This window comes from Streptomyces fulvoviolaceus, from assembly GCF_000718165.1.
Lineage (GTDB): Bacteria > Actinomycetota > Actinomycetes > Streptomycetales > Streptomycetaceae > Streptomyces > Streptomyces fulvoviolaceus.
Genome location: NZ_JOEY01000002.1, coordinates 106243 through 132728, shown reverse-complemented (window position 1 = coordinate 132728; position 26486 = coordinate 106243). Strand labels below are relative to the sequence as shown.

Sequence of the window (26486 nt, the reverse complement as noted above, 5' to 3'; positions counted from 1 at the left end):
CGGGGGAGGCGGGCGGGGCACGCGAATTTTCCCGGACCCGATTAATGCAAGCACGCTTGCTTGTTTCTTGGCCCGCTGCCATGCTCGCCCCATGGCCGACCCGACGCCCGTGTTCGACGACCTGCGTGCCGAAAGCGACGAACTCGACCTCCTCGTGGCCGAGTTGGCGCCGGAGCAGTGGAAGCTGCCCACCCCCGCACCCCGCTGGACCCTCGCCCACCAGATCGCCCACCTCGCCTGGACCGACCACTCCTCCCTCCTGGCCGTGACCGACCAGGACGCCTTCGCCCGCGAGGTCGAGAACGCGCTGACCGCACCCGGCGACTTCGTGGACAACGGCGCGGAAGAGGGCGCCGCCAAGGCGCCCGCGCAGCTGCTCGCGGACTGGCGGGCCGGCCGTGAGGCCCTCGCGGACGCCCTGCGTACCGCGCCCGACGGCGCCCGTTTCCCCTGGTACGGCCCGCCCATGTCGGCTGCCTCCATGGCCACCGCCCGCCTCATGGAGACCTGGGCTCACGGCCTGGACGTGGCGGACGCGCTGGGCCTGGTACGTGAACCGACCGACCGGCTCCGGCACATCGTCCGCCTCGGCGTCCGCACCCGCGACTTCGCCTTCGGCGTGCACGGACTGACCTCGCCGTTCGAGGAGTTCCGCGTCGAACTCGCCGCCCCATCGGGTGAGTTGTGGGTCTACGGCCCCGAGGACGCCGACGACCGCGTCACCGGCCCCGCGCTCGACCTCTGCCTCCTGGTCACCCAGCGCGCCCACCGCGCCGACCTTGCCCTGACCGCCGTAGGGGAGTACGCCGACCGCTGGCTGGACATCGCCCAGGCCTTCGCGGGCCCGCCGGGCGACGGACGCCCGCCGAAGGGGGACGCCCGGTGAGGGCTCTGCGTATCGGCAACGCCTCCGGGTTCTACGGCGACCGCTTCGACGCCCTGCGCGAGATGCTCACCGGCGGCGAACTGGACGTCCTCACCGGGGACTACCTCGCCGAACTGACCATGCTCATCCTGGGCCGCGACCGGCTGAAGGACCCCGGTGCCGGGTACGCCCGCACCTTCCTGCGGCAGTTGGAGGAGTGCCTGGGGATCGCGCAGGAGCGCGGGGTCAGGATCGTCACCAACGCGGGCGGCCTCAACCCGGCCGGACTCGCCTCCCGGATACGGGAGTTGGCCGACCGTCTCGGCCTCACCGTCCGCGTCGCCCACGTCGAGGGCGACGACCTCGCCCTTGAGTACCCCGGCAGCCTCGCCGCCCACGCCTACCTCGGCGGCTTCGGTATCGCGGCCTGTCTGCGCGAGGGTGCCGACATCGTGGTCACCGGCCGGGTGACGGACGCGGCCCTGGTCACCGGGCCCGCCGCCGCCCACTTCGGCTGCGGGCCCGGGGAGTACGACCGGCTCGCGGGGGCCGTCGTCGCCGGGCACGTCCTGGAGTGCGGGACGCAGGCGACCGGCGGCAACTACGCGTTCTTCCAGGAAGGGGATGTCCGCCGACCGGGCTTCCCGCTCGCCGAACTCCACGAGGACGGCACCGCCGTCATCACCAAACACCCCGGCACCGGCGGCTTCGTCGACGTCGGCACGGTCACCGCCCAGCTCCTCTACGAGACGACCGGCGCCCGGTACGCCGGACCCGACGTCACCGCACGCCTCGACACGATCCGGCTCACCCAGGACGGCCCCGACCGGGTCCGCGTCGAGGGCGTACACGGCGAGCCCCCGCCCCCGACCCTCAAGGTCGGCCTCAACCGCCTCGGCGGCTTCCGCAACGAGGTCGCCTTCGTCCTGACCGGCCTCGACATCGAGGCCAAGGCCGCGCTGGTGCGGGAGCAGATGGAGGCGGCCCTCGGCAAGGTCACCGGCGTGCGCTGGGACCTCGCCCGCACCGACCGCCCCGACGCCGACACCGAGGAGACCGCGAGCGCCCTGCTGCGGCTCGTCGTACGGGACCCGGACGAGGCGGTGGTCGGGCGGGCGCTCAGCGGGGCCGCCGTGGAGCTGGCACTGGCCGGCTACCCCGGCTTCCATGTGCTCGCGCCACCTGGAAAGGGCTCGCCGTATGGGGTCTTCGAGGATGTGTACGTCCCCCATGGTGCCGTCGACCATGTGGCGGTCCTCCACGACGGGCGACGGATCCCTGTGCCGCCCGCCCACGAGACCGTCGTACTCGACGAGGTGCCGGAGCCGCCCCTGCCCGAGCCCCTGCCTTCCGCACCCACCCGGCGCGCCCCCCTCGGCCTCGTCGTCGGCGCCCGCAGCGGCGACAAGGGCGGGAACGCCAACGTGGGGGTCTGGGCCCGGACGGAGGAGGCGTGGCGGTGGCTCGCGCACACCCTGACCGTCGACCGGCTGCGTGAACTCCTGCCGGAGACGGCCGACCTGCCCGTCACCCGGCACACCCTGCCCCGACTCCGCGCCCTCAACTTCGTCGTCGAGGGAATCCTCGGCGAGGGCGTCGCCGCCCAGCACCGTTTCGACCCGCAGGCCAAGGCGCTCGGCGAATGGCTGCGCTCCCGCCACCTGGACATCCCGGAGGCCCTGCTGTGACCGTCCTGTCCTCGACGCTGGACACCAACAGTCCCGACTACCGCGCCCACCGCGAGGCCATGCTCGCCAAGCTGGACGAGCTGACCGCCGAACACGCCAAGGCCCTCGCGGGCGGCGGCGAGAAGTACGTCCAACGGCACCGGAAACGCGGCAAGTTGCTCGCCCGTGAGCGCATCGAGCTGCTCCTCGACCCCGACACCCCCTTCCTGGAACTGTCCCTGCTGGCCGCCTGGGGCAGCGACTACGCCGTCGGGGCCTCCCTGGTCACCGGCATCGGTGTCGTCGAGGGCGTGGAGTGCCTGATCACCGCGAACGACCCCACCGTGCGGGGCGGCGCCAGCAACCCGTGGTCGCTGAAGAAGGCCCTGCGCGCGAACGACATCGCGCTCGCCAACCGGCTCCCGTGCATCAGCCTGGTGGAGTCGGGAGGCGCCGATCTGCCGTCCCAGAAGGAGATCTTCATCCCCGGGGGCGCCATCTTCCGCGACCTCACCCGGCTTTCCGCCGCCGGCATCCCCACCATCGCCGTCGTCTTCGGGAACTCGACCGCCGGGGGTGCCTACATCCCCGGCATGTCCGACCACGTGATCATGGTCAAGGAGCGCGCGAAGGTGTTCCTCGGCGGCCCGCCCCTGGTGAAGATGGCCACCGGTGAGGAGAGCGACGACGAGTCGCTCGGCGGCGCCGAGATGCACGCGCGCGTGTCGGGTCTCGCCGACTACTTCGCCGTGGACGAGCAGGACGCCGTGCGGCAGGCACGGCGGGTCGTGGCCCGCCTCAACCACCGCAAGGCGTACGGCGATCCGGGCCCGGCCGAGCCGCCCAAGTACTCCACCGATGAGCTCCTGGGCGTTGTCCCGGGCGACCTGAGGACGCCCTTCGACCCCCGAGAGGTCATCGCCCGCATCGTCGACGCCTCCGACTTCGACGAGTTCAAGCCGCTGTACGGGACGAGCCTGACGACGGGCTGGGCGACGCTCCACGGCTATCCGGTGGGTGTGCTGGCGAACGCCCAAGGGGTCCTGTTCAGCGAGGAGTCCCAGAAGGCGGCCCAGTTCATCCAGCTCGCCAACCAGCGCGACATCCCGCTCCTGTTCCTGCACAACACCACCGGCTACATGGTCGGCAAGGAGTACGAGCAGGGCGGCATCATCAAACACGGCGCGATGATGATCAACGCGGTGAGCAACAGCCGGGTGCCCCATCTCTCCGTGCTCATGGGGGCGTCGTACGGGGCGGGCCACTACGGCATGTGCGGCCGGGCCTACGACCCCCGCTTCCTCTTCGCCTGGCCCAGCGCCAAGTCGGCCGTCATGGGCCCGCAGCAGCTCGCCGGCGTGCTCTCCATCGTCGCCCGCCAGTCGGCGGCCGCGAAGGGGCAGCCGTACGACGAGGAGGCGGACGCGGCGCTGCGCGCCATGGTGGAGCAGCAGATCGAGTCCGAGTCGCTGCCGATGTTCCTGTCCGGGCGGCTGTACGACGACGGCGTCATCGACCCGCGCGACACCCGCACGGTGCTGGGTCTGTGCCTGTCGGCCATCCACACGGCGCCGTACGAGGGTGCGCGCGGCGGCTTCGGCGTCTTCCGGATGTGAGGAATCACTTGATAGGGACTGTGCTTGTCGCCAACCGGGGCGAGATCGCCTGCCGGATCTTCCGCACGTGCCGTGAGTTGGGAATCCGGACGGTCGCCGTGCACTCGGACGCCGACGCGAACGCCCTCCACGCGCGCGTGGCCGACGCGACGGTACGGCTGCCGGGGGCAGCGCCCGCCGAGACGTATCTGCGTGCCGACCTGATCGTGAAGGCGGCCGTCGCGTCCGGCGCCGACGCCGTGCACCCCGGCTACGGCTTCCTCTCCGAGAACGCCGACTTCGCACGCGCCGTCCTGGACGCGGGCCTGGTCTGGATCGGGCCGCCCCCGGAGGCGATCGAGGCGATGGCGTCCAAGACGCGCGCGAAGGAGCTCATGGGGCTCGCGCCGTTGCGTGAGGTCGGGGCGGCCGACCTGCCGGTGCTGGTGAAGGCGGCCGCGGGCGGCGGAGGGCGCGGGATGCGCGTCGTGCGTCGTCTGGAGGATTTGAGTGCCGCGCTGGAGGGCGCACGCGCCGAGGCCGCGAGCGCCTTCGGCGACGGTGAGGTGTTCGTCGAGCCCTACGTCGAGGACGGTCGCCACGTCGAGGTGCAGATCCTCGCCGACGCCCACGGCACGGTCTGGGCGCTCGGCACCCGCGACTGCTCCCTCCAGCGCCGCCACCAGAAGGTGATCGAGGAGGCCCCGGCACCCGGCCTCTCCGAGGGGCTCGCGGAAGAGGTGTGCGCGCTGGCCGTGCGCGCCGCACGCGCCGTCGACTACGTGGGCGCCGGCACCGTCGAGTTCCTGGTGGCCGACGGCAAGGCCCACTTCCTGGAGATGAACACCCGCCTCCAGGTGGAACACCCGGTCACGGAGGCCGTGTACGACCTCGACCTGGTGGCGGAACAGATCCGGATCGCCGAGGGCCACACCCTCCCGAACGACCCCCCGCGCGCGCGTGGCCACGCCGTCGAGGCCCGCCTCTACGCCGAGGACCCCGCCCACGACTGGACCCCGCAGACCGGCACCCTCCACCGCCTCACCGTCCCGGACGTCCGCCTGGACACGGGTTACGGGGACGGCGACCCCATAGGCGTCCACTACGACCCGATGCTCGCCAAGGCCATCGCCCACGCCCCCACGCGCGCGGAGGCCATCCGCAAGCTGGCCTCCGCCCTGGAACGGGCACAGATCCACGGCCCGACCACCAACAGGGACCTGCTGGTGAACTCCCTGCGCCACAAGGAGTTCACCACCGCCCGCATGGACACGGGCTTCTACGACCGCCACCTGCCCGAACTCACCCGCTGTGGGATGGGTGACCCGCACGCCCCCCTGGCCGCCGCCCTCGCCGACGCCCATAACCGCTCCCGCTTCGGCGGCTGGCGCAACGTCCCGTCCCAACCACAGACGAAGCGCTATGCGATGGCGGGCGAGGAGCACGAGGTCCGGTACCGGCACACCCGCCAGGGCCTCACGGCGGACGGGGTGCGCGTCGTACACGCGGACGCGGGGCTCGTCGTACTCGAAGTGGAGGGCGTGCAGCGGAAGTTCGAGGTGTCGCGATACGGCGACGAGCTGTACGTGAACACCACCGCGCTCAAGGCCCTACCCCGCTTCCCCGACCCGACGGCTCAGCATGCCCCGGGCTCGCTGCTGGCCCCCATGCCGGGGACGGTGGTGCGGGTTGCGGAGGGCTTGGCCGAGGGAGCCGCCGTAGAGGCCGGACAGCCCCTCCTGTGGCTGGAGGCGATGAAGATGGAACACAAGATCACGGCACCGCTCACGGGAACCCTGAGGGCCCTTCGCGTAGTACCTGGCAAGCAGGTAACGGTGGACGAACTGCTGGCGGTGGTCGAGCCCACCTAGGGGCGCGGGGCTGCATCAATTCGCGGCTATCGCCGCGCGGGCGCGACCGGCCACGACGAGGGAGTCACATGACCACGACCGAAACCGAAGACCACAAGGCCCTCCGCTCAGCCGTAGCCGCCCTGGGCAAACGCCACGGCCGCACCTACGACCGAGAAACACTCTGGTCGGAGGCAGCCAAACTCGGCTACCTAGGCGTCAACCTCCCGGAGGAATACGGCGGCGGAGGCGGCGGAATAGCGGAACTCTCCATAGTCCTCGAAGAGTTGGGTGCCGCAGGCTGCCCCCTCCTGATGATGGTCGTGTCTCCCGCCATCTGTGGCACAGTCATCGCCCGCTTCGGCACAGACGCCCAGAAACAGGAGTGGCTCCCCGCCTTGGCGGACGGCACCCGCACGATGGCCTTCGGCATCACCGAACCGGACGCCGGCTCCAACAGCCACCGCATCACCACCACGGCCCGCCGCGACGGATCGGACTGGCTGCTCACAGGCCGCAAGGTCTTCATCTCGGGCGTGGACATAGCCGACGCCACCCTCATAGTCGGCCGAACAGAAGACTCCCGCACCGGTCGTCTCAAGCCCTGCCTGTTCATCGTCCCGAGGGACGCCGAAGGCTTCCGACGCCACCAGATCGACATGGAACTCCAAGCCGTGGAGAAACAGTTCGAGCTGACCCTGGACGACATCAGACTCCCCGCCGAAGCCCTGGTGGGAGACGAGGACGCAGGCCTCCTGCAACTCTTCGCCGGCCTCAACCCCGAACGCATCATGACGGCCGCCTTCGCGATCGGTATGGGCCGCTACGCCCTCGCGCAAGCGATCACTTACGCCCGCGACCGCACCGTGTGGAACACCCCCATCGGCGCCCACCAGGCCATCGCGCACCCCTTGGCCCAGGCGCACATCGACCTCGAACTGGCCCGCCTGATGATGCAGAAGGCGGCCTACCTGTACGACGAGGGAGACGACGTAGGCGCAGGTGAAGCCGCCAACATGGCGAAGTACGCGGCGGGGGAGGCCTGCGTGCGGGCGGTCGACCAGGCCGTGCACACCCTCGGCGGAAACGGCCTCACCCGGGAATTCGGTCTCGCCTCGTTGATAACAGCCGCCCGCGTGGCTCGTATTGCTCCGGTGAGCCGGGAGATGATTCTCAACTACGTCTCCCACCAGACCCTGGGTCTGCCCAAGTCGTACTGAACGGCACTGTGCTGAATGGGTTGTGCCATTCGCACGAGGAGGAACCATGTTCCGCAGCGAGTACGCAGACGTCCCGCCCGTCGAACTCCCCATCCACGAAGCGGTGCTGGGCCGGGCCGCCGAGTTCGGTGACGCGCCCGCGCTCATCGACGGCACGGACGGCACCACCCTCACCTACGACCAACTCGACCGGTTCCACCGGCGCATCGCCGCCGCACTCGCCGAGGCGGGCGTGCACAAGGGCGACGTCCTCGCCCTGCACAGCCCGAACACCGTCGCCTTCCCGACCGCGTTCTACGCCGCCACGCGCGCGGGTGCCTCCGTCACCACCGTGCACCCGCTGGCCACGCCGGAGGAGTTCGCCAAGCAGCTCACCGACTCGGCCGCCCGCTGGATCATCACCGTCTCGCCCCTGCTGGAGACGGCACGCCGGGCCGCCGAACTCGCGGGCGGCGTCGAGGAGATCTTCGTCTGCGACAGCGCCCCCGGACACCGCTCGCTCATCGACATGCTGGCCTCGACGGCCCCCGAACCGCAGGTCGACATCGACCCGGCGGAGGACGTGGCCGCGCTGCCGTACTCGTCCGGCACGACGGGCATCCCCAAGGGCGTCATGCTCACGCACCGCCAGATCGCCACCAACCTGGCGCAGCTCCAGCCCGCCATCGACGCCGGCCCCGGCGACCGCATCCTCGCCGTGCTGCCCTTCTTCCACATCTACGGCCTGACGGCCCTCATGAACGCCCCCCTGCGCCGGGGCGCCACGGTCGTCGTCCTGCCCCGCTTCGACCTGGAGACCTTCCTGGCGGCCATCCAGAACCACCGCATCACCGGCCTGTACGTCGCCCCGCCGATCGTCCTCGCCCTCGCCAAGCACCCGCTGGTCGAGCAGTACGACCTGTCGTCCCTGAAGTACATCGTCAGCGCCGCCGCCCCCCTGGACGCCAAGCTCTCGGCCGCCTGCTCCCAGCGCCTGAACCTGCCGCCCGTGGGCCAGGCCTACGGCATGACGGAACTCTCGCCCGGCACCCACGTCGTCCCCCTGAACGCCATGCACGAGGCGCCCCCCGGAACCGTCGGCAAGCTCATCGCCGGCACCGAGATGCGCATCGTCTCCCTCGACGACCCCGACAAGGACCTCCTCATCGGCGAGCCCGGCGAGATCCTCATCCGCGGCCCCCAGATCATGAAGGGCTACCTCGGCCACCCCGACGCCACCGCCGCGATGATCGACGAGGAGGGCTGGCTGCACACGGGGGACGTGGGCCATGTCGACGCCGACGGCTGGCTGTTCGTCGTCGACCGCGTCAAGGAGCTCATCAAGTACAAGGGCTTCCAGGTGGCCCCCGCCGAGCTGGAGGCGCTGCTCCTCACCCACCCGGGCATCGCGGACGCGGCCGTCATCGGCGTCTACAACGACGACAACAACGAGGTCCCGCACGCGTACGTGGTCCGCCAGTCGACCGCGACCGACCTCTCCGAAGGAGAGGTCATGATGTACGTCGCCGAACGCGTCGCCCCCTACAAGCGCGTCCGCCAGGTCACCTTCATCGACGGGGTCCCCAGGGCCGCCTCCGGCAAGATCCTGCGCCGACAGCTCCGGGAGCGCACGTGACACTGATCGGCCGTACGCGCGCGCGTGGCGTCGAGCAGCTCAGCCTCGACTCACCGGGCAACCGCAACGCCCTCTCGGCGGCGCTGGTGAGCGAACTCGCGGATGCTCTCCTGGATTGCGGCAAGGACGGCGACGTACGCGCGATCGTCCTCACCCACACCGGCAACACCTTCAGCGCGGGCGCCGACCTGCGCGACCCACCGCCCCCGGACGCGCTGGTGCGGCTGCTCCGCCAGATCGTGGAGCTGCCCAAACCGGTCGTCGCCCGCGTCACCGGCCACGTACGCGCGGGCGGCCTGGGCCTGCTGGCGGCCTGCGACATCGCGGCGGCCTCGACGGAGTCCACCCTCGCCTTCACTGAGGTACGGATCGGGGTGGCCCCGGCGGTCATCTCACTGCCGTTGCTGCCCCGCACGGATCCGCGTGCTCTCGCCCGCTACTACCTCACCGGTGAGCGCTTCTCCGCGGGCGAGGCGGCCCGCATCGGCCTCCTCACGGCGTCCGGCGACGACGTGGACGCCGTACTGGAACCCATCCTGGACGGCCTGCGCCGAGCGGCCCCCCAGGCCCTGGCCGAGACGAAACAGCTGCTCACGGCTAGGGTGCTGGAGACCTTCGACCGGGACGCGGCCGACCTGACCGCGCTCTCGGCCCGGCTGTTCTCCTCCGCGCAGGCCCGCGAGGGGATGACGGCCTTCCTAGAACGACGGGATCCCGCATGGGCGCTGTGAGCACGGTCGGCGACCGTGTGGAACGTACTCCCAAACAGGACCGCAGCCGGGCCACCCGGCAGCGCCTCCTGGAGGCCGCCGTGTCCTGCCTCGCCGAACACGGCTGGGCCGGCTCCACGGTCTCCGTCGTCGCCGAACGCGCCGGCGTCTCCCGAGGCGCCGCGCAGCACCACTTCCCGACCCGCGAGGACCTCTTCACGGCGGCGGTCGAGTACGTGGCGGAGGAGCGGTCCACGGCCCTGCGCGCCCTGTTCCCGCAGGGCGCCGCAGGCGACCGCCGCGCAGTGGTCTCGGCCCTCGTCGACCTCTACACAGGCCCTCTGTTCCGCGCCGCCCTCCATCTCTGGGTCGCCGCCTCCAACGAGGAGCAACTCCGCCCGCAGGTGACCGAACTGGAAGCCCGCGTCGGCCGCGAGACCCACCGGATCGCGGTGGAACTGCTGGACGCGGACGAGTCGCGTCCGGGCGTACGGGAGACGGTCCAGGGCCTGCTGGACATGGCCCGGGGGCTGGGGCTGGCGAACCTACTCACGGACGACGGCGCCCGCCGCGAACGCGTGGTGTCCCAGTGGGCGGTTCTGCTGGACGACGCGCTGAGCTGACCACCCCTATGGCGTGGACACGCACGTGTGGCGGCTCCCCATAGGGCACCGCCACTCGGCGTCACTCAGCACGCGATGTCGTCGAACCCCTCGATCTCGCGCGGGTTCCGCGTGCCGGGCCCGACATAGCGCGCGGACGGCCGTACGAGGCGGCCCGTGCGCTTCTGTTCCAGGATGTGGGCCGACCAGCCGGCCGTGCGGGCGCAGGTGAACATCGAGGTGAACATGTGGGCCGGGACCTCGGCGAAGTCGAGGACGATGGCGGCCCAGAACTCGACGTTCGTGGCGAGGACGCGGTCGGGGCGGCGGGCGTGGAGCTCCGCCAGGGCCGCTTTCTCCAGGGCTTCGGCGATCTCGTAGCGGGGGGCGCCGAGTTCGCGGGCGGTGCGACGGAGGACCCGCGCGCGCGGGTCCTCGGCGCGGTAGACGCGGTGGCCGAAGCCCATCAGGCGCTCACCCTTGTCCAGGGCCTGCTTGACGTACGCCTCCGCGTCGCCCGTCCGCTCGATCTCCTCGATCATGCCGAGGACCCGGGAGGGGGCGCCGCCGTGCAGCGGGCCGGACATGGCTCCTACGGCGCCCGAGAGCGCGGCGGCCACATCGGCTCCCGTGGACGCGATGACGCGGGCCGTGAAGGTGGAGGCGTTCATGCCGTGTTCGGCGGCCGAGGTCCAGTAGGCGTCCACCGCCGCCACATGCTTGGGGTCGGGCTCGCCGCGCCAGCGGATCATGAACCGCTCGACGACGGACTGGGCCTTGTCGATCTCGCGCTGCGGGACCATGGGCTGGCCCTGGCCGCGGGCCGACTGGGCGACGTAGGAGAGCGCCATGACGGCGGCGCGGGCGAGGTCGTCGCGGGCCGTTTCGGCATCGATGTCGAGGAGGGGCTTGAGGCCCCACACGGGCGCGAGCATGGCGAGTGCGGACTGGACGTCGACGCGGATGTCGCCGGAGTGGACCGGGAGCGGGAAGGGCTCGGCGGGCGGCAGACCGGGGTTGAAGGCGCCGTCGACGAGCAGGCCCCAGACGTTGCCGAACGAGACGTGGCCGACCAGGTCCTCGATGTCGACGCCCCGATATCGCAGGGCGCCGCCCTCCTTGTCCGGTTCGGCGATCTCCGTCTCGAACGCGACGACTCCTTCGAGTCCGGGTACGAAGTCGGACATCAGGCGGCTCCTCGTGATGTGTGCGACAGGTCATTTCGGGGGTGACTGGGGGCGACCCTCGGAGGGGGACGGCTCCGTGCCGGTCGGTTGGCCCAGTGATGCCCCGTGCGGTGAGTGGTCACCCCACCGCAGCGGCACCTGCACCATATCCCCGAGTGCCACCTTTGGGGAGTGCTTGGTGGCACTGAGTGCCACCCCCAGGCGCTCCGGCCTCCGCTTCCGAACAGTTTCCGATACGGCAAGATGACCGACGTGACCGACGCAGACGCCGTCTCCCCCGACCCCGCCTCCATGCGCAAGCAGTACCGGGCCGAGGGCCTCGCCGAGAGCGACCTGACCGCCACCCCTGTGGAGCAGTTCGCGCGCTGGTTCAAGCAGGCCGCGACGGAGGCCCATCTCTTCGAGCCGAACGCCATGGTCGTCTCGACCGCGGACGCCGAGGGCCGACCCGGTTCCCGCACCGTACTGCTGAAGCAGTTCGACGAGCAGGGCTTTGTCTTCTTCACCAACTACGACTCCCGCAAGGCCCTCGACCTCGCGGAGAACCCGTACGTCTCCCTCCTCTTCCCCTGGCATCCGATGGCCCGCCAGGTCATCGTCACGGGCGTCGCCCGCCGCACCGGCCGCGACGAGACGGCCGCCTACTTCCGCACCCGCCCGCACGGCTCCCAGCTCGGTGCGTGGGCCAGCGCCCAGTCCTCGGTGATCGCCACGCGGGCCGATCTGGAGGGCTCGTACGCCGAACTGGCGGCCCGCTATCCGGAGGGCGAGCAGGTCCCGGTACCGCCGAACTGGGGCGGCTTCCGGGTGGCACCGCAGGCGGTGGAGTTCTGGCAGGGGCGGGAGAACCGGCTGCACGACCGGCTGCGGTATGTGGCGGAGGCGGACGGGAGTTGGCGGGTGGAGCGGCTCAGCCCCTGACCTCGGCACCGGTCCAGCGAACGCAGACGACCCGCGAGCTCGGGTTCCTCCGCCTGACGGCGGGGGAGCCGGCCGGACGTTACCGGCGAGCTCGCGGGTCGGGTGACTGCGTTGGATTGGCCGGCTGCGTGTATCTCGCACACGCTGGTCCGGCACCGCACTCGGTGGGTGACGGGCCGCTAGCCCGCAGCCACCTCCGACGTCCGGTGTTCATACATGCTCCGAACCACCTCCTTTCCTCGTGGAACACACCCTAGGAACCGGCCAGCCGTCGCTCAACCGGTTTTTCAGGATGTTGACGAACCCGGTTCTGACCGGAAGGAGTATGCGTATCCGTCGCCCCGCTGCAGGAGTCGCATATTCCGATGACGGACATTGAATCGGCCTGCCGGTGTGGTGAGGCTGTGCTGCCCGTTGGCCCGGACTGAGATGCGTCCAGTCCATGTGCCCGCCCACCTGCCGGTCGGCATGTTGGCTCGTACGAGATCCCCGGTGACGTACCCGAAGTGCTGTTTGGTACGAGCCCGGCGCAGCCGGGGGAAGCCGAACCGGTCCGGAGTAGTGCGGGCATACGAACCGCGTCCCGTGGCCTTGGCGACGAGCACCTGTCCGGGAAACCGCACGACTGCGTCGCCGTTCTCGTGATCCAGGCATCCGACGGACAGTGCGTCCAAGGTGTGGGTCTTCTCCAGCCCCATGGCGCTGCGGTTCCACTTGGTACGCCCGCCCGACCACGCGTGTACGGGTCTGCCGAGCTCGCCCAGTGCCTCGGTGAGCTGCCACCGGGTCGCGTTCATCGCGGCGGCGTCATGGAGTGGCGCTTTGACCTGCTGAAGGATCTTCGCGAGGCGTTCGGGCCAGTGGGCGAGGAAGACCTCGACGGGCTTGCTGCCCTTGGCCTCGTTGCACGGGACACAGGCGAGGACGAGGTTGGAGATACGGCTTGATCCTCCTCGGCTGCGGGGCCTGAGGTGTTCGATGTTCAGGGGGACACCGGAGGCGTCACAGTAGGCGCAGGCGCTGTTCCATTTGGCGTGGAGGTAGGCGCGGGCATCGGTTCCGGCGAGTGGCCCTTGCTGGTACTCGGCTCCGGTGAGGGGCTTGCCTGCGCTCATGGCGTGGGTGTCGAAGGCAACCCGTTCGACGTGGATCTCGGTGACGGGTGCATAGCGGCAGAGGCGTGCCGCCTGGGAGAACGTGGTGTCGACGCGATGGCGCAGGGAGGGCGGTAGCCATCCTGCGCGGCGAGGCCGGTTGTTTGAACGGGGCGCGCGATAGCGGCGGTTGGCTGATCGCCGTCGATGTCGGTAACCGGCACGCTGCTGCATGCACAGGTGGATCTGGTCGCCGCGATGCTGGAGTTCGACCGCGACGAGCCCACGTCTGACGGTGACGACGGCGCCTTCCCCGTCGGCTTCCTTCTTCTCGTCGGTGAGGGCGAGGCCCGTGCCTTTGGAGCCGGGGTCGATGCGTAACTGCACGCCGTCGACCTCTGACTCGGCAAGGGTGCGGTCCTTCAACCGGATGGTGAAAGGCACCTGTCGGGCGACAACGGCCCTGCCCTTGCTCAGGAGTTCGCGGGCGCGAGCGGGATGGCAGGGCATGAGGGGTTGCCCGTCCTTGGAGAGGACGAAGACTCTGCCTGCGCCGATTCCACCGGCGTACGACGGACTGCGCGGGGGAGCGTCACCGCTCCCGTTCTCTGTCGCCTCCGCTGCCGTGGCAGCGTTCTTGGCGTGACGCCGACGGGTTCTGGTGCCGTGCCCGTCGGTCTCCCCTCGCCCATGTTCCCTGCCGGTGCCCCGCGCGGTGGCGGAGTGTCCGTGAGCCGTTTCGTCCCTGCTCCCAGGGGTGTCTGCTCCCACGGATTCCAGAGCAGGCTGCTGAGGAAGCACAGCCTGGTGGGTCTGCTCGCCTACAGGAAACGTAGTCATCGGTGCACCTCCTTGATCCTTCGGACCGTGATGACTTGGGCTGGTCACTCGGCCTGACACCTCTTGAGGGGCAGGCTCCGGCTCGCGGCTGGTGGAGCGAGTGACCTCCTCTCGTGCGTATGCAGGGGACGGTAGTGATCACTGTGGTGTGCGGCGGCCGAATCGATAGATGACGCTCATTCGTGCGAAGAACCCTCAAATCCTCGAACGCGTAGCCGATCTTGCTGTTAAAGGCATCCGTCAGCAGAGCCATCAGCCAGGAAAAGCGCAGCCAGCCGCGGCAGCCTTCCCTGCATCTCGCCCGCATCGTCGAAGTCGAAGTCCTCGCCCATGTCGGTCTCGGGCCCGGGATCCGGGTGGTCGGCCTCGTACTGCTTCCATGCCTCGTAGAAGGCGTCCGGGTCGCCGGTGTGGTGCTCGTATGCCTCGGCGGCGCAGTAGTTGACCTCCTCGTAGAAGAGCGCACGGTCCTCGAAGGCGGAGGCGGCGGCGATGACCTCGGGGTGGTCGCCGAGCCTGTCGGGTGCGGCCGCCGCCCGCTCGTACCACGTACGCCCTTGAGTAATCAGACCCGCACGGAAGTCCATGAAGCTGTCGTCGGAGCAGCCGCCGCCGATGAGGTAGGCGGCCGCCCAGACGTCCCAGCGGTAGAGCGCGTCGTGGAGGGCGTCGAAGCGTGCCTCGTACTCGAGGATGTCCGGCGGGGAGCGGTACACCAGCAGGGCGACCATGGCCTGGTGGAAGCGGTGGTCGGCTGTCGTGTTCGAGCGGGCTGTCTCGATGAGGTTCCAGAACTCGTCGGTGTCCATGGCCCTGGACTGTGCCAGCGGGGTCTGACAACGGCTTGGGAAGGTCGCACCATGGACGTGCACTCACTGATCATTTAGCGTTCCGCGCATGACGGAGATGAAGGCGGGGTGGCGGATCGAGCCCGTCGTGGGTGACGCCATGCTCGAGCAGTGGCGGCACGTGCACAACGTGATCGTGCCGCCTGCCGCCATGGGGCTCGATGACGTACGGGAGCGCGGTCGGCGGTATCGGCTCGAGAACGCCTATCTCGGGGACGTGCTCGTCGGGTGCTCGACCGTGCGGCCGCCGGAGGGCGAGGAGGCCGTGGCGACCGTCATCGCGCGTGTGCTGCCCGAGTTCCGGCGGCGGGGGTTTGGGGCGGCGCTGTATGAGAAGGCGCTCGGCCACGCGCGTGTGCTCGGGGCTCGGGTGATCGAGACGTGTGTGCTCGCCGTCAATGAGGACGGGGTGCGGTTTGCCGAGGCGCGGGGATTTGTTGAGGTCGAACGGTATGTGCTCGACGGCGAGACCGACCTCTGGGTCGACCTCAGGCTGGCCTGAGCGCAGGTGAAACCGCTGACGTCGCGCTTCCGCCGTACAACGATTCCCTCAATCTTGCGGGAACCCGGTGTGTGCTGCGTCACGTTCCAGTTAGATGATTGCAAGAGAGACGCAGCCTGCAGGGGGTCCAGGTGAGTGCTTCCCGGCGTAGTGGGACCACCGACGAGCTGGGGCCGGACGAGCCCGGTCGGGACGGTCCGGAGGGCCCCGGCGGCTCCGATCTGCTCGCCGCGCTCCTCGACGGGATGGACGCGGCCCTGTGCGCCTTCGATGCCGACGGCGTCGTCACGCACTGGAACCGTGAGGCCGAGCGGATTCTGGGCTGGACCGCGGCCGAGGCCGTGGGGCGGCAGGGGTTCGCCGGGTGGGCCGTACGGCGTGCGGACGCCGAGGAGGTCGAGGGGCGGCTGCTGTCCGCCATGCAGGCCCCCGGGCGGCAGGTGCATGAGTTCGCCTTGTTGACCAAGGACGGGGGGCGGGTTCTCGTACGGACCCAGTCCGCCGCCGTGCGCGGGCCCGACGGGAAGCCGGCCGGGGTGTACTGCGCGTTCAGCGAGGTGCACGCGCAGATCGATCTGGAGCGGTCCATCGCGCTGAGTGAGGCGCTGTTCGAGGATGCCTCCTGGGGTGTCGTGCTTGTCGACGCGGATTTGCGGCCTGCCGTCGTGAACGCTCATGCGGCCCGGTCCCTCGGTATCGGGCGTACGTCCGTGCTGGGGCGGCCGCTCGGGGAACTGCTCGCCCAGGGCGTGGAGGAGCTGGAGAGCGCGCTCACTCATGTGCTGGCCGAGGGTGCGCCGCCCGCGCCCGCCGAGATCTGGGTGGGCGTGCGGACACCGGACGGCGACAAGCGGCGCTGCTGGCGCTGCGGGTTCGTACGGCTGGCCTCGCCGCTCGCGGAGGAGCCCGTTCCGCTGGGCGTCGGCTGGCTCTTCCAGGACGTGACCGAGGCCAAGCAGAGCGAGCAGGAGGCGGCGCTGCTGCGGTTCCGGACCAACCAGCTGCACCGGGCGGCGCGGGCCGCCGCCGAGTGCGAGGACCCGGCCGAGGCGGCGGTCGTCCACCTGGACTTCGCGCTCGCCGGCTTCGCCGACCACGCGCTGATCGACCGGGTGTCGGGCGGCGCGGTGGCCGACGGGGAGGCGGAGGGGCCGGTACGGCTGGTACGTGTCGCCACGACACCCTCCGGGTCGCCGGGGCCGAGCCTGCTCACGGGGGCGGCCGGGCTGCCGGTGCGGTACGGCGAGGGGCATCCGGCGCTGCAGTGCGTGGACCGGACCGGGTCGGTGCGGGCGAGTGTGGGGGCGGTGCCGGCCGAGCAGGCGCGGGAGTGGGCGCGGGCCCGGCAGTGGCCCTTGGACACCGTGCACTCGCTGTGTGCGGTGCTGCGGAGCCGGGGGCGGACGTTGGGGGTCGTGACGTTCCTGCGGGGCGGTGGACGGAGTCAGTTCGAGCGGTCCGACGCGGTGTACGCGGAGGATGTGGCGGTGCGGATCGCCTCGGCACTGGATCTGGGTGGAGTGGTGGGGCGGGGGTAGGCACGAACTGCCCGCAGCCCGCAGCCCGCAGCCCGCAGCCCGCAGCCCGGTGACACGACTGCCTGCCCCCCGATGAGTCCCTACTGCCGGTAAAAGATCCGGTCCCCGTACTCCTCGAACACCCGCCCGTTCCACTCGTGCCCGCCGTCCACGTTCCCCGACCGCAGCAGCGGTGGCTCGATGCCCCGGTCGGCCAGGTTGCCGGCCGCCGTGGCCATCACCGCCTGCAGCAACGCCGCTGTCACGACCGTGGAGGCCGGGGCGAACGGGGCCGGGACCGTGTCGAGGGTGAGTTCCGCGTCGCCGATCGCGATCTTCGAGTCGAGGACGATGTCGCAGTGGTCCTTGAGGTACGTGCCGGAGGAGTGCCGGGACTTCGTCTCCGTGGCGTACGCCACCGACGTCACGCCGATCACCCGTACCCCCAGGGTGCGGGCGTGCAGGGCCATCTCCACGGGGAGCGCGTTGCGGCCCGAGAGGGAGATGATCACGAGGGCGTCGCCCGCGCGGAGCGGCGAGCAGTCCAGGACGGCGCTCGCGAGGCCGTCGACGCGTTCGAGGGCCGAGCCGAGGGTGGCCGGCATGACGTCGACGCCGACGACACCGGGGACGGCCAGCAGGTTCATCAGGGCTAGGCCGCCCGCGCGGTAGACGATGTCCTGCGCGGCGAGGGAGGAGTGGCCGGCGCCGAAGGCGAAGAGGCGGCCCCCGGAGGCGACGGTGTCGGCGAGGAGCGTGCCGGCGGCCGCGACGGACTCGGCCTCCTCGTCCCGGACCCGTTGCAGCAGGCCGATCGCGGCGTCGAAGAACCGGCCGGACAGCTTGCCGTCGCTCATGCGGGGTCCCTTCGGAGCGTCAGTGGTGTCTGATGTCCGCAGCGGATGTTCTCAGCGGATGTCCGCAGCGGTACCTGTGTCGCGGATCACCGTGCGGTCTGGACCACTGGGATGTCAATACGGCCGTGAGGCCGTCGCTCGCGGACATCCGGCGGTATCCGGGGTGCGTCGGGAACCCCCGTGTAACCCCTTGGTTTCAACGGCGCGGCACGCTTGTCAGTGGTATCCGGCAGAATTGATGCCAGGGCCAGCGCACGCGCCGGGAAGCTGTCGTGCTTCCGGCAGATCTCATCAAGGGGCACGTATGTCCGGACTGATCGACACCACGGAGATGTATCTCCGCACCATCCTCGAGCTGGAGGAGGAAGGTGTGGTCCCCATGCGCGCCCGGATCGCCGAGCGGCTCGACCAGAGCGGGCCGACCGTCAGCCAGACCGTGGCGCGGATGGAGCGCGACGGACTGGTGTCCGTCGCCAGCGACCGACACCTCGAGCTGACCGACGAGGGCCGTCGGCTGGCCACTCGCGTGATGCGCAAGCACCGCCTCGCGGAGTGCCTGCTCGTCGATGTGATCGGCCTGGAGTGGGAGCAGGTCCACGCCGAGGCGTGTCGCTGGGAGCACGTGATGAGCGAGGCCGTCGAGCGCCGGGTCCTGGAGCTGCTGCGCCACCCCACCGAGTCGCCGTACGGCAACCCGATCCCGGGACTGGAGGAGCTCGGCGAGAAGGACGGCGCGGACCCGTTCCTGGACGAGGGCATGGTGTCGCTGGCCGACCTCGACCCGGGGATCGACGGCAAGACGGTCGTCGTGCGCCGGATCGGCGAACCGATCCAGACGGACGCGCAGCTGATGTACACGCTGCGCCGGGCGGGCGTGCAGCCCGGCTCGGTGGTGAGCGTGACGGAGTCGGCGGGCGGTGTGCTGGTGGGCAGCGGCGGCGAGGCGGCCGAGCTGGAGTCGGACGTCGCGTCCCACGTGTTCGTCGCCAAGCGCTGAGCGACGCGCTGATCGACGCATCGAGCGACGCACCGAGGTCGTCAACTCCCGGTACCTGTGGGGCAGTTGTGATGTCCCCGAGTTCCCTTCGGGGTCCGCTTCGGAGTTCGCTTCGATTCCAAGATTCAGTGTGCGGAATCGCAGCGCTCGGACGCTTCCCGTGCGAGGCTGTCGCGTGAGGCATATGACCTGAGGGGGCGGGCGGATGTGCCGTAGACGTATGGATGGCCCCGGCGCCTTACGGCGCCGGGGCCTGTCCTCCCCTGTGCTGACCCGGAGCCCCGAGCTCCCAGGGTCATCCCCTTCGGACCGTTTTCCCCGAGCGGTCCGCCTCCCGCTGAAGATCTCCCCTCGGCGGCGGCGATCATTCCTTGAGCGAGGTCACTCGAACGAGGGGTGTTGCCGCCAGGAACGCCATTCTCGAATACACATTCGATAGTCTGTGGGTGACGGGGCGCGCGGTGTGTGCGCTGCAGGGGTGTACGACACAGGAACGGCAGACAGGGCAGGCAGGGCCGACAGGGCGCGGAGCTAGGGGGGTGCCAATGGCGCGGCGCATCGACGTGACCGGAGCGGGCGGGGTGCGTCTTACCGCCTGGGAGTTCGGTGACCCTCCCAAGACCGACCCGACGAGGGACGCACCGGAATCGGCCGTACCGCAACACGCACCGGCAGGCGCATCGCAAGCCGCACCGGAGAAACGATCATCCGGGGTGCTGTTACTGCACGGCCTCATGGGCCGCGCCTCGCACTGGGCGTCCACCGCCCGCTGGCTCTCCGAGCGCCACCGCGCCGTCGCGCTCGACCAGCGCGGCCACGGCCGGAGCGACAAGCCCCCACGGGCCTCCTTCACCCGCGAGGCATACGTCGAGGACGTCGAGGCCGCCCTCGAACAGCTCGGTCTCGCCCGGGCCGTCCTCATCGGCCACGCCATGGGTGCCCTGACCGCCTGGCAGCTCGCCGCCAAACGCCCCGACCTGGTCCACGGAGTGATCATCTGCGACATGCGGGCCTCCGCGCTCGGCGCGGCCTCGCAGCGCGAGTGGGCGGAGTGGTTCAAGGCCTGGCCCGTCCCCTTCGCCACGCTCGCCGACGTACGCAAGTGGTTCGGCGAGGACGACCCCTGGGTGGAGCGCCCGAACCCGGCCCGCGGCGAGTTCTATGCCGAGGTGATGGCCGAGTCCCCCGACGGCTGGCGCCCCGTCTTCGACCCGGAGCAGATGCTCCAGTCCCGCGAGACCTGGGTGTACGACGCGCACTGGGAGGAGCTCGCCCAGGTCCAGTGCCCCGCCCTGGTCGTCCGCGGCCTCGACGGCGAGCTGGGCCGCGCCGAGGCCCAGGAGATGGTCCGCGTCCTGCCCCGCGGCGAGTACGCGGAGGTGGCCGACGCCGGCCACCTCGTGCACTACGACCAGCCGGAGGCGTGGCGGGGCGCGATCGAGCCCTTCCTGGACGGGCTGGACGGACCGGACAGGGACTGACCTCCCCGGACCCGGACTTCCAGGGCCCCCGGGGACCCGGCCCTCCGGGACCCGGCCCTCCGGGACCCGCCCCCGGGGGGGACCCGAGCTCCCCGGGCCCGCTTCCCCGGGCCCCCGGACGGCACCTCAGGAGCTGACGTCCGCCGCCCGTCTCCGCGTCGGCTCACGCTCGCCGCACCCCCGGACCCGGACCTCGCCGGACCCGGACCTCGCCGGACCCGGACCTCGCCGGACCCGGACTTCCCGGGCCCGGACCTCGCCGGACCCGCCCCCCGGGACCCGCCCCCCCGGGGTCCAGCCCCCGAACTCGGGCCCCCGGGCGGCTCCTCAGGAGCTGACGTCCGCCGCCCGCCTCCGTACCGGCTCACGCTCGCCGCACTCCCGGACCCGGGCTCGCCGGACCCGGACCTCGCCGGACCCGGACCTCGCCGGACCCGGGCCCCCGGCCCCCCGGGCCCCTCGCGCCTCGCCCCCCGGGGCCCAGCCCCCGAACCCGCCCCCCAGACGGCACCTCAGGAGCTGACATCCGCCGCCCGCCTCCGTACCGGCCCACGCTCACCGCCCGGCCCCGGAAGTACGTAGGACACCGCCAGCGCGCCCACCGCGGTGACCGCCGAGGCCAGGAAGGCCGTGGTGTAGCCGGACTCGGCGGGCAGGCCGCCCGTGCCGGGTGCGGCGGAGGTGGTCACCACCACCGCCGCGAGCTGGGAGCCGACCGCGCCGCCCACCGTCCGCAGGATGGTGTTGATCCCGGTGGCGGCACCGGTCTGGTCGGCCCGCACCGCGCCGATCACCAGCCCGCCGAGCGAGGCGAACGCGAAGCCGTACGCCAGCCCGAGCAGCGCTCCCGTCACGGCGAACACCGCGAGGCTCCCGTGCGCCGCCCCGAGCGCGGCGAGCGTCGCGGCCGCGAGTGCCGCGCCGATCCGGAAGGCCGTACGGCTGTCCCGGCGGGCGGATACCCACGCCGACAGCGGGGCGGCGAGCACCATGCACAGCGCCATCGGCACCAGCAGCAGCCCCGTAACGGTGGGGGAGGCGCCGAAGCCGTACCCGCTGCTCCCCGGGGTCTGTGCGAACTGCGGGATCAGGGTGGCCGCGGAGAACATGGCCACACTGATCACCAGGGTCGCCGCATGCGTGCCGGCCCGGGCCCGCCCCCGCAGCAGCCGCGGGTCGACGAGCGGCGCCGCCGAACGCAGCTCCACCGCCAGGAAGCAGCCGCCGAGCAGCAGGCCGCCCCCGACCAGCCCGAGCGTGGGGGCGGACGCCCAGCCCCAGACTCGCCCCTGGGTGATGCCGAGCAGCACGGCGACGAGGGCGGCCGCCAGCAGCAGGGCGCCGGTGAGGTCGAGACCGGTCCTCGGGCGTGCCGGGGAGGCGGTCTCCGGGCGAACCCCGGTCACGCTCCCCATCCCGAGCGCCCCCACCAGGGCTACCCCCGCGAGCCCCGCGAGCGTCACGAACAGCCACACCGTCCCCGCCGCGTCCACCAGCGGCCCCGCGACGGCGATGCCGAGTGCGCCGCCCACCCCGAACATCGCGCTGAGCGCGGAGATCACCCCGCTCAGCCGCTCGGGAGGGGTCTCCTGCCTGGCCAGCCCGAAGGCCGACGGGAACACCCCGCCCGCGCAGCCCTGCAGGGCCCGTCCGGCGAGGGTCCCGGCGTACCAGGAGGCGTGGTCGGCGTACGCGGCGAGCACGCTGCCGGCGACGAGGCAGGCGAGACAGGCCGCCATCACCCGCCGGTGGCCGAGCAGGTCGCCGAGCCGCCCGGCGACCGGGGTGACCACGGCCGAGGCGAGCATGAACGCGGTGAGCAGCCAGGCCGCGTCCGGCTGCGAGACGTGGAACCGGCGCTGGAAGAGCGGCAGCGCCGGGACGACCACGGTCTGCGCGAGGGCGACGGCGAGGGCGGCCGCCAGGAGTACCGGGAGGACCGGGACAGGGCCCGCGCCGGAACGTCGTAGCCGCTTGGCCAGGAAGGCCGCACAGGCCGCCAGGAGCACCCGCATCAGCGTCCGCCTCCTTGAAGCAGGGGTGAAGTAAGGTGACCCTAACAGGGTTAGTGACCAGTGGTCACTAATTAAGGCGGCTAGGCTCCTGAGCGATGACTGGAAAGACCTCGGGGACCGCGAAGAACCCCGGCCCCGGCCGCCCCGCCCGACTGAGCCGGGACCTCATCGTGGCCCGTGCCCTGGAGGGCGACCTGGCCACCCTCACCATGCGGGAGCTCGCCGGCCGGCTCGGGGTCTCGCACTCCGCGCTCTACCGCTGGGTCGCCGACCGCGACCAACTCCTCGACCTGATCAGCGAGGTGATGGTCGAGCGCATCCTGCCGGCCGACGAACCGACGCCCGCCACCTGGCGCTCCTGGCTGGCCCGCCTCGCCTGGTCGATGCACGACGAGTTCCTGGCCGTACCGGGCTACGCCGCCCACGTGGCCCGCCCCCACCGCCACAACCCGGAGTCCTTCGGACGGCTACGGGAACGCGTGACCGCGGCCTTCGTCCTCGCCGGCGCCGGGGCCGAGGAGGCCGAGCAGAGCTGGTACGTCTTCGGCCTGGGCGTCACCCAGTGGCTGGGCGCGACCCCCGCGGACCTCGGCCTGGGCACGTCGGCGCCCCGCTTCGACCTCTACCTCGACACCCTCCTGCGCGGCCTGCCCGTCCGCACGCCGCCGCAGCACCCGCGCCCCTGACGGGGGTTCACCCCTTGCTGACCGCCAGCAGGATCTCCGGCAGTCGCCGAGCCGTCCGCGGCGCCGCCAACCGCAGCCCCGCCACCGTGATCGCCGCCCCGTAGGCCGCGCCCACCGGCAGCAGCAGCCAGCTCCAATCGTCACCGCCCGCGCTGACGTTCACCCAGATCGTCAGCGCGATGACGGGAGCGCACAGCAGGGCGCCCGCGACCATGCCGCCGAGGATCGAGACGAAGGCGAGCCCGGACTGCCCGGGGGCGACGTTCTTGTAGCCCTCCTGCGGGATGGAGTACGGGAACCGGGCCGACGTCCACGCCCCGGTCGCCAGCATCGCCCCGAGCAGCGCGAAGGACACCCCGAGCACCTCGGGCAGCTTCGGCCAGTCGTCGATCAGCGCCGTCGTCAGGACGGTGACGAGCGTGGCGTACGGCAGCGTGATCACCAGCAGCGCGAGCGCACGCGCGCGTAGCTCGACGTACGCGTCCCGGGTCGAGGAGATCGTCATCGCGACCATCCAGAACGCGGACGTGTCCTGCCCGAACTGGTTGTACATCTGCACGCCGAGCATCCCCGCGGCGAAGCACGCGAAGTAGATGGACCCGGTGCCCTGCAGCGCGTTGAACACCGGCACGATCAGGCCGATGGCCAGCGAGGTCACCCACGCCGCCTTGGTCTTGGGGTCGCGCCACACATAGCGCAGGCTGCGTTCCATGACGGTGCCGGTGCGCCCGGCGGGCAGCAGCCGGGCGAGCCCGGTCGAGGTCCGGCGGCGGGCGGCGGGCTCGGAGGCCGCCTGGAGGGTCGAGCCGTCGGGCGCGGTCATCAGCCGGGTCAGATGCCGCGACCATACGGCGATCAGGACCACCAAAGCCGCCACGGACAAGGCGAGTTGGAGGACGGCGATCCCGTACGACCCCTCGCTCGCCGAGTCCGCCGCCGCGATCGCCGAACCGGGCGGCACCCACTTCAGCACCTCGGCCGGCCCGTCGAGCTGCGCGAGCCCGCCGGAACCCAGCCGCTGCGCACCGAAGTTCACGACCTGCGCCCCGATCGCGACGACCAGCCCGCTCAGCACCGCCAGGTCCCGGCCCTTGCGGCTGGTCAGCAGCCGGATGTTGGCGGTGGCGACGGTCCGCGCGAGGGCCATGCAGACCAGCAGCGCGAGGACGATCCCGACGACGCCGAAGCCGTACGCCGTTCCGCCGTGCGCGACCGAGATCACCGACCCGGTCAGCATGCACAGCGTGAACACCGGCCCGATCCCGACCAGCGAGGACACCAGCAGCGCCCGTACCAGCGGCCGGGGCCGCAGCGGCAGCATCACCAGGCGGGTCGGGTCGAGGGTCTCGTCGCCGCCGGGGAAGAACAGCGGCATCACCGCCCAGCCGACCGCCAGCACGGCCACCAGCAGGACGACCACGGACGCGGCGTGCGCATGGCCCCGCAGCGCGATCAGCCCGATCAGCTGCAGCACGGAGACGAGCAGGACGGCGACGGCCGAGGCGATGTACGCGACCGCCCGCCCGGTGGACTGCCGCAGCCCGTTGCGCAACAGCGACAGCTTCAGCCGCACGATGACGGAGGTGACACCCGTGACGCCGGCGCTCACCGCGTCGCTCCGCCGCCGAGCCAGTCGAGGTCGGAGCCGGCGTCCCGGCCGTACGCGCCGACCAGTTCGAGGAACGCCTGCTGCAGCGAGGGCGCGGCGCCGCGCACCTCTGCGAGGGGCCCGTGGGCGCGGATGCGGCCCGCGGCCATGACGGCCACCCAGTCGCACAGGGACTCGACGAGCTCCATGACGTGCGAGGAGAAGACGACGGTCGCGCCGGAGGCGGTGTACCGCTCCAACACCCCGCGGATGGTCTGCGCGGACACCGGATCGACGCCCTCGAACGGCTCGTCCAGGAACAGGACTTCGGGATTGTGGAGGAGGGCGGCCGCCAGCCCGATCTTCTTCCGCATCCCGGTCGAGTAGTCGACGACCAGCTTGTGCTGGGCACCCGCCAGGTCGAGCACGTCGAGCAGCTGGGCGGCCCGCTTGTCGACCTCGGCCCCGGGCAGCCCCCGCAACCGCCCGCTGTAGCCGAGCAGTTCACGCCCCGACAACCGCTCGAACAGCCGCAGCCCCTCCGGCAGCACCCCGATCCGCGCCTTCACCGCCACGGGGTCCCGCCACACGTCGTGCCCGACGACCTCCACGGACCCCTGATCGGGCCGCAGCAGCCCGGTGACCATGGAGAGGGTGGTGGTCTTCCCGGCCCCATTGGGCCCGACGAGCCCGATGAACTTCCCGGCGGGCAGCTCGAGATCAATCCCGGCAACGGCGACTTGCTGCCCGAACCGCTTCCAGAGCCCTTGTACGCGTACGGCCGACGTCATGCATGAACCCTACGGTCAGGTGACGTACCCAAGGGGCGCGGGACTATATCCGATATGCGGCTCCGCCGCGTGGGCGCGACCAGCCACGACGAACCCGCAGCCGCCGAACTACCGATCCCGCCCACACGCATAGGCGAGCGGCGAGATCAACTCCTCCGCATCCGGCAGCCACCGGTTCGCGGGCGTGGGCCGACAAGCCCACTGCACAGCCCCAGAAGACCCGAACCGCGTGGGCGGCGCAGCCACATACGCCCCCTCGCCCAGCGCGACCAGGTCGAGAGACGCCGGCGCCCACCCCAGCTTGCGCACCAGCTCCGGAAGCTTCACCGACGCCCCCGGCAACACGAAGAACTGCATCCGGCGATCCGGCGTCAACGTCACGGGACCGAGCGTCAACTCCATGCGCTCCATCCGGGCCAGCGCGAGGAACCCGGCGGTCTCCGGAACGCACACCGCGTCGAACGTACGCCCCGTCGGCAGCAGGATCGAGGCCGTGGGCTGCTTCTGCCACATCCGGCGCGCGACGGTCGCACTGCCCGTGGCCTGCGTCGCCCAGTCCTCGCGCGCCGGATGCGCGCCGGGTGCGGCGCACGCCGCGTCGCCGCACGAGCAGCGCTGCACCCCGTCGACGGCTTCCAGCCAGGTGCCGGGGAAGACGTCCCAGTGGCGCTCCTCGGCGTAGCGTACGGCTGTCTCCAGCAGCGATTCCCCGCGCTGCTTCGGAATCTGAGCGGCTTCGGTGCCCGCGATCGTCTCTTCCACGCCCAACACAACTCCCGCGCCCACCTCGGGTTACGGGGGTAGCGCGCGCGGGGGAGGAGCATCGATTCCGCATCTGGGGCGCATGGATGCATGTGTGGGGGCGCGCAGGAGGATCGACGCCGGGACCTGGGTAACCACTCGAGGGGTCGGGCTTCCACCCTTACCCCGGCAATCCTCGCATGCTTCGCATTTTCGGTACGTCCGCGGGGCATTGATCTTCACGGCCGGAACTTTTCGGTGGAAGACACGTCAACTCGGTGCGTGGGCAGGCACCGC

22 protein-coding genes are annotated in these 26486 nt (G+C 71.3%); 14 read left to right on the top strand and 8 right to left on the bottom strand.

The genetic code is table 11. The features are described 5' to 3' along the window. Positions 1-91 precede the first annotated feature (91 nt). The 8 genes from IG08_RS0102430 to IG08_RS0102395 all read left to right on the top strand — a co-directional run bounded on the left by IG08_RS0102430 (position 92) and on the right by IG08_RS0102395 (position 10145). The gene (locus tag IG08_RS0102430) at positions 92-886 is read left to right on the top strand and encodes a TIGR03084 family metal-binding protein (RefSeq protein ID WP_030595590.1); all 795 of its coding nucleotides are present in this window, start codon (positions 92-94) and stop codon (positions 884-886) included. Next, complete coding sequence (locus IG08_RS0102425) at positions 883-2553, top strand: acyclic terpene utilization AtuA family protein (RefSeq protein WP_030595588.1); 1671 nt, start codon at positions 883-885, stop codon at positions 2551-2553. The genes IG08_RS0102430 and IG08_RS0102425 overlap by 4 nt, the downstream gene beginning before the upstream one ends. After that, complete coding sequence (locus tag IG08_RS0102420) at positions 2550-4148, top strand: acyl-CoA carboxylase subunit beta (protein WP_030595586.1); 1599 nt, start codon at positions 2550-2552, stop codon at positions 4146-4148. Before IG08_RS0102425 ends, IG08_RS0102420 begins: the two co-directional genes overlap by 4 nt. A gap of 8 nt (positions 4149-4156) precedes the next feature. Further along, a complete protein-coding gene (locus IG08_RS0102415) occupies positions 4157-5998 on the top strand; it encodes an acetyl/propionyl/methylcrotonyl-CoA carboxylase subunit alpha (RefSeq protein WP_030595583.1) in 1842 nt (613 codons plus the stop codon). Between the two features lie 68 nt (positions 5999-6066). Next, positions 6067-7197, top strand: coding sequence for an acyl-CoA dehydrogenase family protein (locus IG08_RS0102410; RefSeq protein WP_030595580.1), 1131 nt, complete (start codon positions 6067-6069; stop codon positions 7195-7197). Between the two features lie 46 nt (positions 7198-7243). Next, the gene (locus IG08_RS0102405) at positions 7244-8812 is read left to right on the top strand and encodes a 4-coumarate--CoA ligase family protein (protein WP_030595577.1); all 1569 of its coding nucleotides are present in this window, start codon (positions 7244-7246) and stop codon (positions 8810-8812) included. After that, positions 8809-9543: an enoyl-CoA hydratase family protein gene (locus IG08_RS0102400; RefSeq protein ID WP_030595574.1), complete on the top strand. Its 735-nt coding sequence runs from the start codon at positions 8809-8811 to the stop codon at positions 9541-9543. The genes IG08_RS0102405 and IG08_RS0102400 overlap by 4 nt, the downstream gene beginning before the upstream one ends. Next, positions 9531-10145: a TetR/AcrR family transcriptional regulator gene (locus IG08_RS0102395; protein WP_030595572.1), complete on the top strand. Its 615-nt coding sequence runs from the start codon at positions 9531-9533 to the stop codon at positions 10143-10145. The genes IG08_RS0102400 and IG08_RS0102395 overlap by 13 nt, the downstream gene beginning before the upstream one ends. A gap of 65 nt (positions 10146-10210) precedes the next feature. On the opposite strand, the gene IG08_RS0102390 is transcribed toward IG08_RS0102395, so the two are convergent. Further along, entirely contained in the window at positions 10211-11311 is a 1101-nt protein-coding gene (locus IG08_RS0102390; protein WP_030595569.1) for a citrate synthase 2, read from the bottom strand. 243 nt (positions 11312-11554) lie between these two features. Between IG08_RS0102390 and pdxH the strand changes: the two genes are divergently transcribed. After that, positions 11555-12232 (top strand): pyridoxamine 5'-phosphate oxidase, encoded by a 678-nt coding sequence (gene pdxH / locus IG08_RS0102385; RefSeq protein ID WP_030595565.1) that lies wholly within the window; start codon positions 11555-11557, stop codon positions 12230-12232. 287 nt (positions 12233-12519) lie between these two features. On the opposite strand, the gene iscB is transcribed toward pdxH, so the two are convergent. Both iscB and IG08_RS0102375 read right to left on the bottom strand, forming a co-directional pair. Continuing rightward, positions 12520-13884, bottom strand: a complete 1365-nt coding sequence (gene iscB, locus IG08_RS53865; protein WP_261726784.1) for an RNA-guided endonuclease IscB — start codon at positions 13882-13884, stop codon at positions 12520-12522. Between the two features lie 509 nt (positions 13885-14393). Next, a complete protein-coding gene (locus IG08_RS0102375; RefSeq protein WP_030595559.1) occupies positions 14394-14975 on the bottom strand; it encodes a DUF4240 domain-containing protein in 582 nt (193 codons plus the stop codon). Between the two features lie 88 nt (positions 14976-15063). On the opposite strand from IG08_RS0102375, the gene IG08_RS0102370 reads away from it, so the two are divergent. Next, positions 15064-15516, top strand: a complete 453-nt coding sequence (locus IG08_RS0102370; RefSeq protein WP_030595556.1) for a GNAT family N-acetyltransferase — start codon at positions 15064-15066, stop codon at positions 15514-15516. Between the two features lie 131 nt (positions 15517-15647). Beyond that, complete coding sequence (locus tag IG08_RS0102365; protein ID WP_043452995.1) at positions 15648-17054, top strand: PAS domain-containing protein; 1407 nt, start codon at positions 15648-15650, stop codon at positions 17052-17054. 80 nt (positions 17055-17134) lie between these two features. Here the strand turns inward: IG08_RS0102365 and IG08_RS0102360 are convergent, their stop codons facing one another. Then, positions 17135-17890 carry an SIS domain-containing protein gene (locus tag IG08_RS0102360; protein ID WP_030595550.1) on the bottom strand — a complete coding sequence of 252 codons (756 nt, stop codon included), beginning with the start codon at positions 17888-17890 and terminating at the stop codon, positions 17135-17137. Between the two features lie 304 nt (positions 17891-18194). Here IG08_RS0102360 and IG08_RS0102355 point away from each other — a divergent pair, with 304 nt between their 5' ends. Then, positions 18195-18887 (top strand): iron-dependent transcriptional repressor DtxR, encoded by a 693-nt coding sequence (locus IG08_RS0102355; RefSeq protein ID WP_030595548.1) that lies wholly within the window; start codon positions 18195-18197, stop codon positions 18885-18887. Positions 18888-19432: 545 nt separating this feature from the next. Next, a complete protein-coding gene (locus IG08_RS0102350; RefSeq protein ID WP_030595545.1) occupies positions 19433-20368 on the top strand; it encodes an alpha/beta fold hydrolase in 936 nt (311 codons plus the stop codon). Positions 20369-20880: 512 nt separating this feature from the next. Here the strand turns inward: IG08_RS0102350 and IG08_RS0102345 are convergent. After that, entirely contained in the window at positions 20881-22383 is a 1503-nt protein-coding gene (locus IG08_RS0102345) for an MFS transporter (protein WP_052424454.1), read from the bottom strand. Positions 22384-22478: 95 nt separating this feature from the next. Here IG08_RS0102345 and IG08_RS0102340 point away from each other — a divergent pair, with 95 nt between their 5' ends. Next, positions 22479-23069: a TetR/AcrR family transcriptional regulator gene (locus tag IG08_RS0102340; protein WP_030595540.1), complete on the top strand. Its 591-nt coding sequence runs from the start codon at positions 22479-22481 to the stop codon at positions 23067-23069. Positions 23070-23076: 7 nt separating this feature from the next. Here IG08_RS0102340 and IG08_RS0102335 read toward each other — a convergent pair whose 3' ends face one another. The 3 genes from IG08_RS0102335 to IG08_RS0102325 form a co-directional block, all read right to left on the bottom strand. Beyond that, positions 23077-24678 (bottom strand): hypothetical protein, encoded by a 1602-nt coding sequence (locus tag IG08_RS0102335; protein ID WP_030595538.1) that lies wholly within the window; start codon positions 24676-24678, stop codon positions 23077-23079. Beyond that, positions 24675-25448 carry an ABC transporter ATP-binding protein gene (locus tag IG08_RS0102330; RefSeq protein ID WP_030595535.1) on the bottom strand — a complete coding sequence of 258 codons (774 nt, stop codon included), beginning with the start codon at positions 25446-25448 and terminating at the stop codon, positions 24675-24677. The genes IG08_RS0102335 and IG08_RS0102330 overlap by 4 nt, the downstream gene beginning before the upstream one ends. Positions 25449-25556: 108 nt before the next feature. Further along, positions 25557-26219, bottom strand: a complete 663-nt coding sequence (locus tag IG08_RS0102325; RefSeq protein ID WP_106980859.1) for a bifunctional DNA primase/polymerase — start codon at positions 26217-26219, stop codon at positions 25557-25559. Positions 26220-26486: the final 267 nt, after the last annotated feature.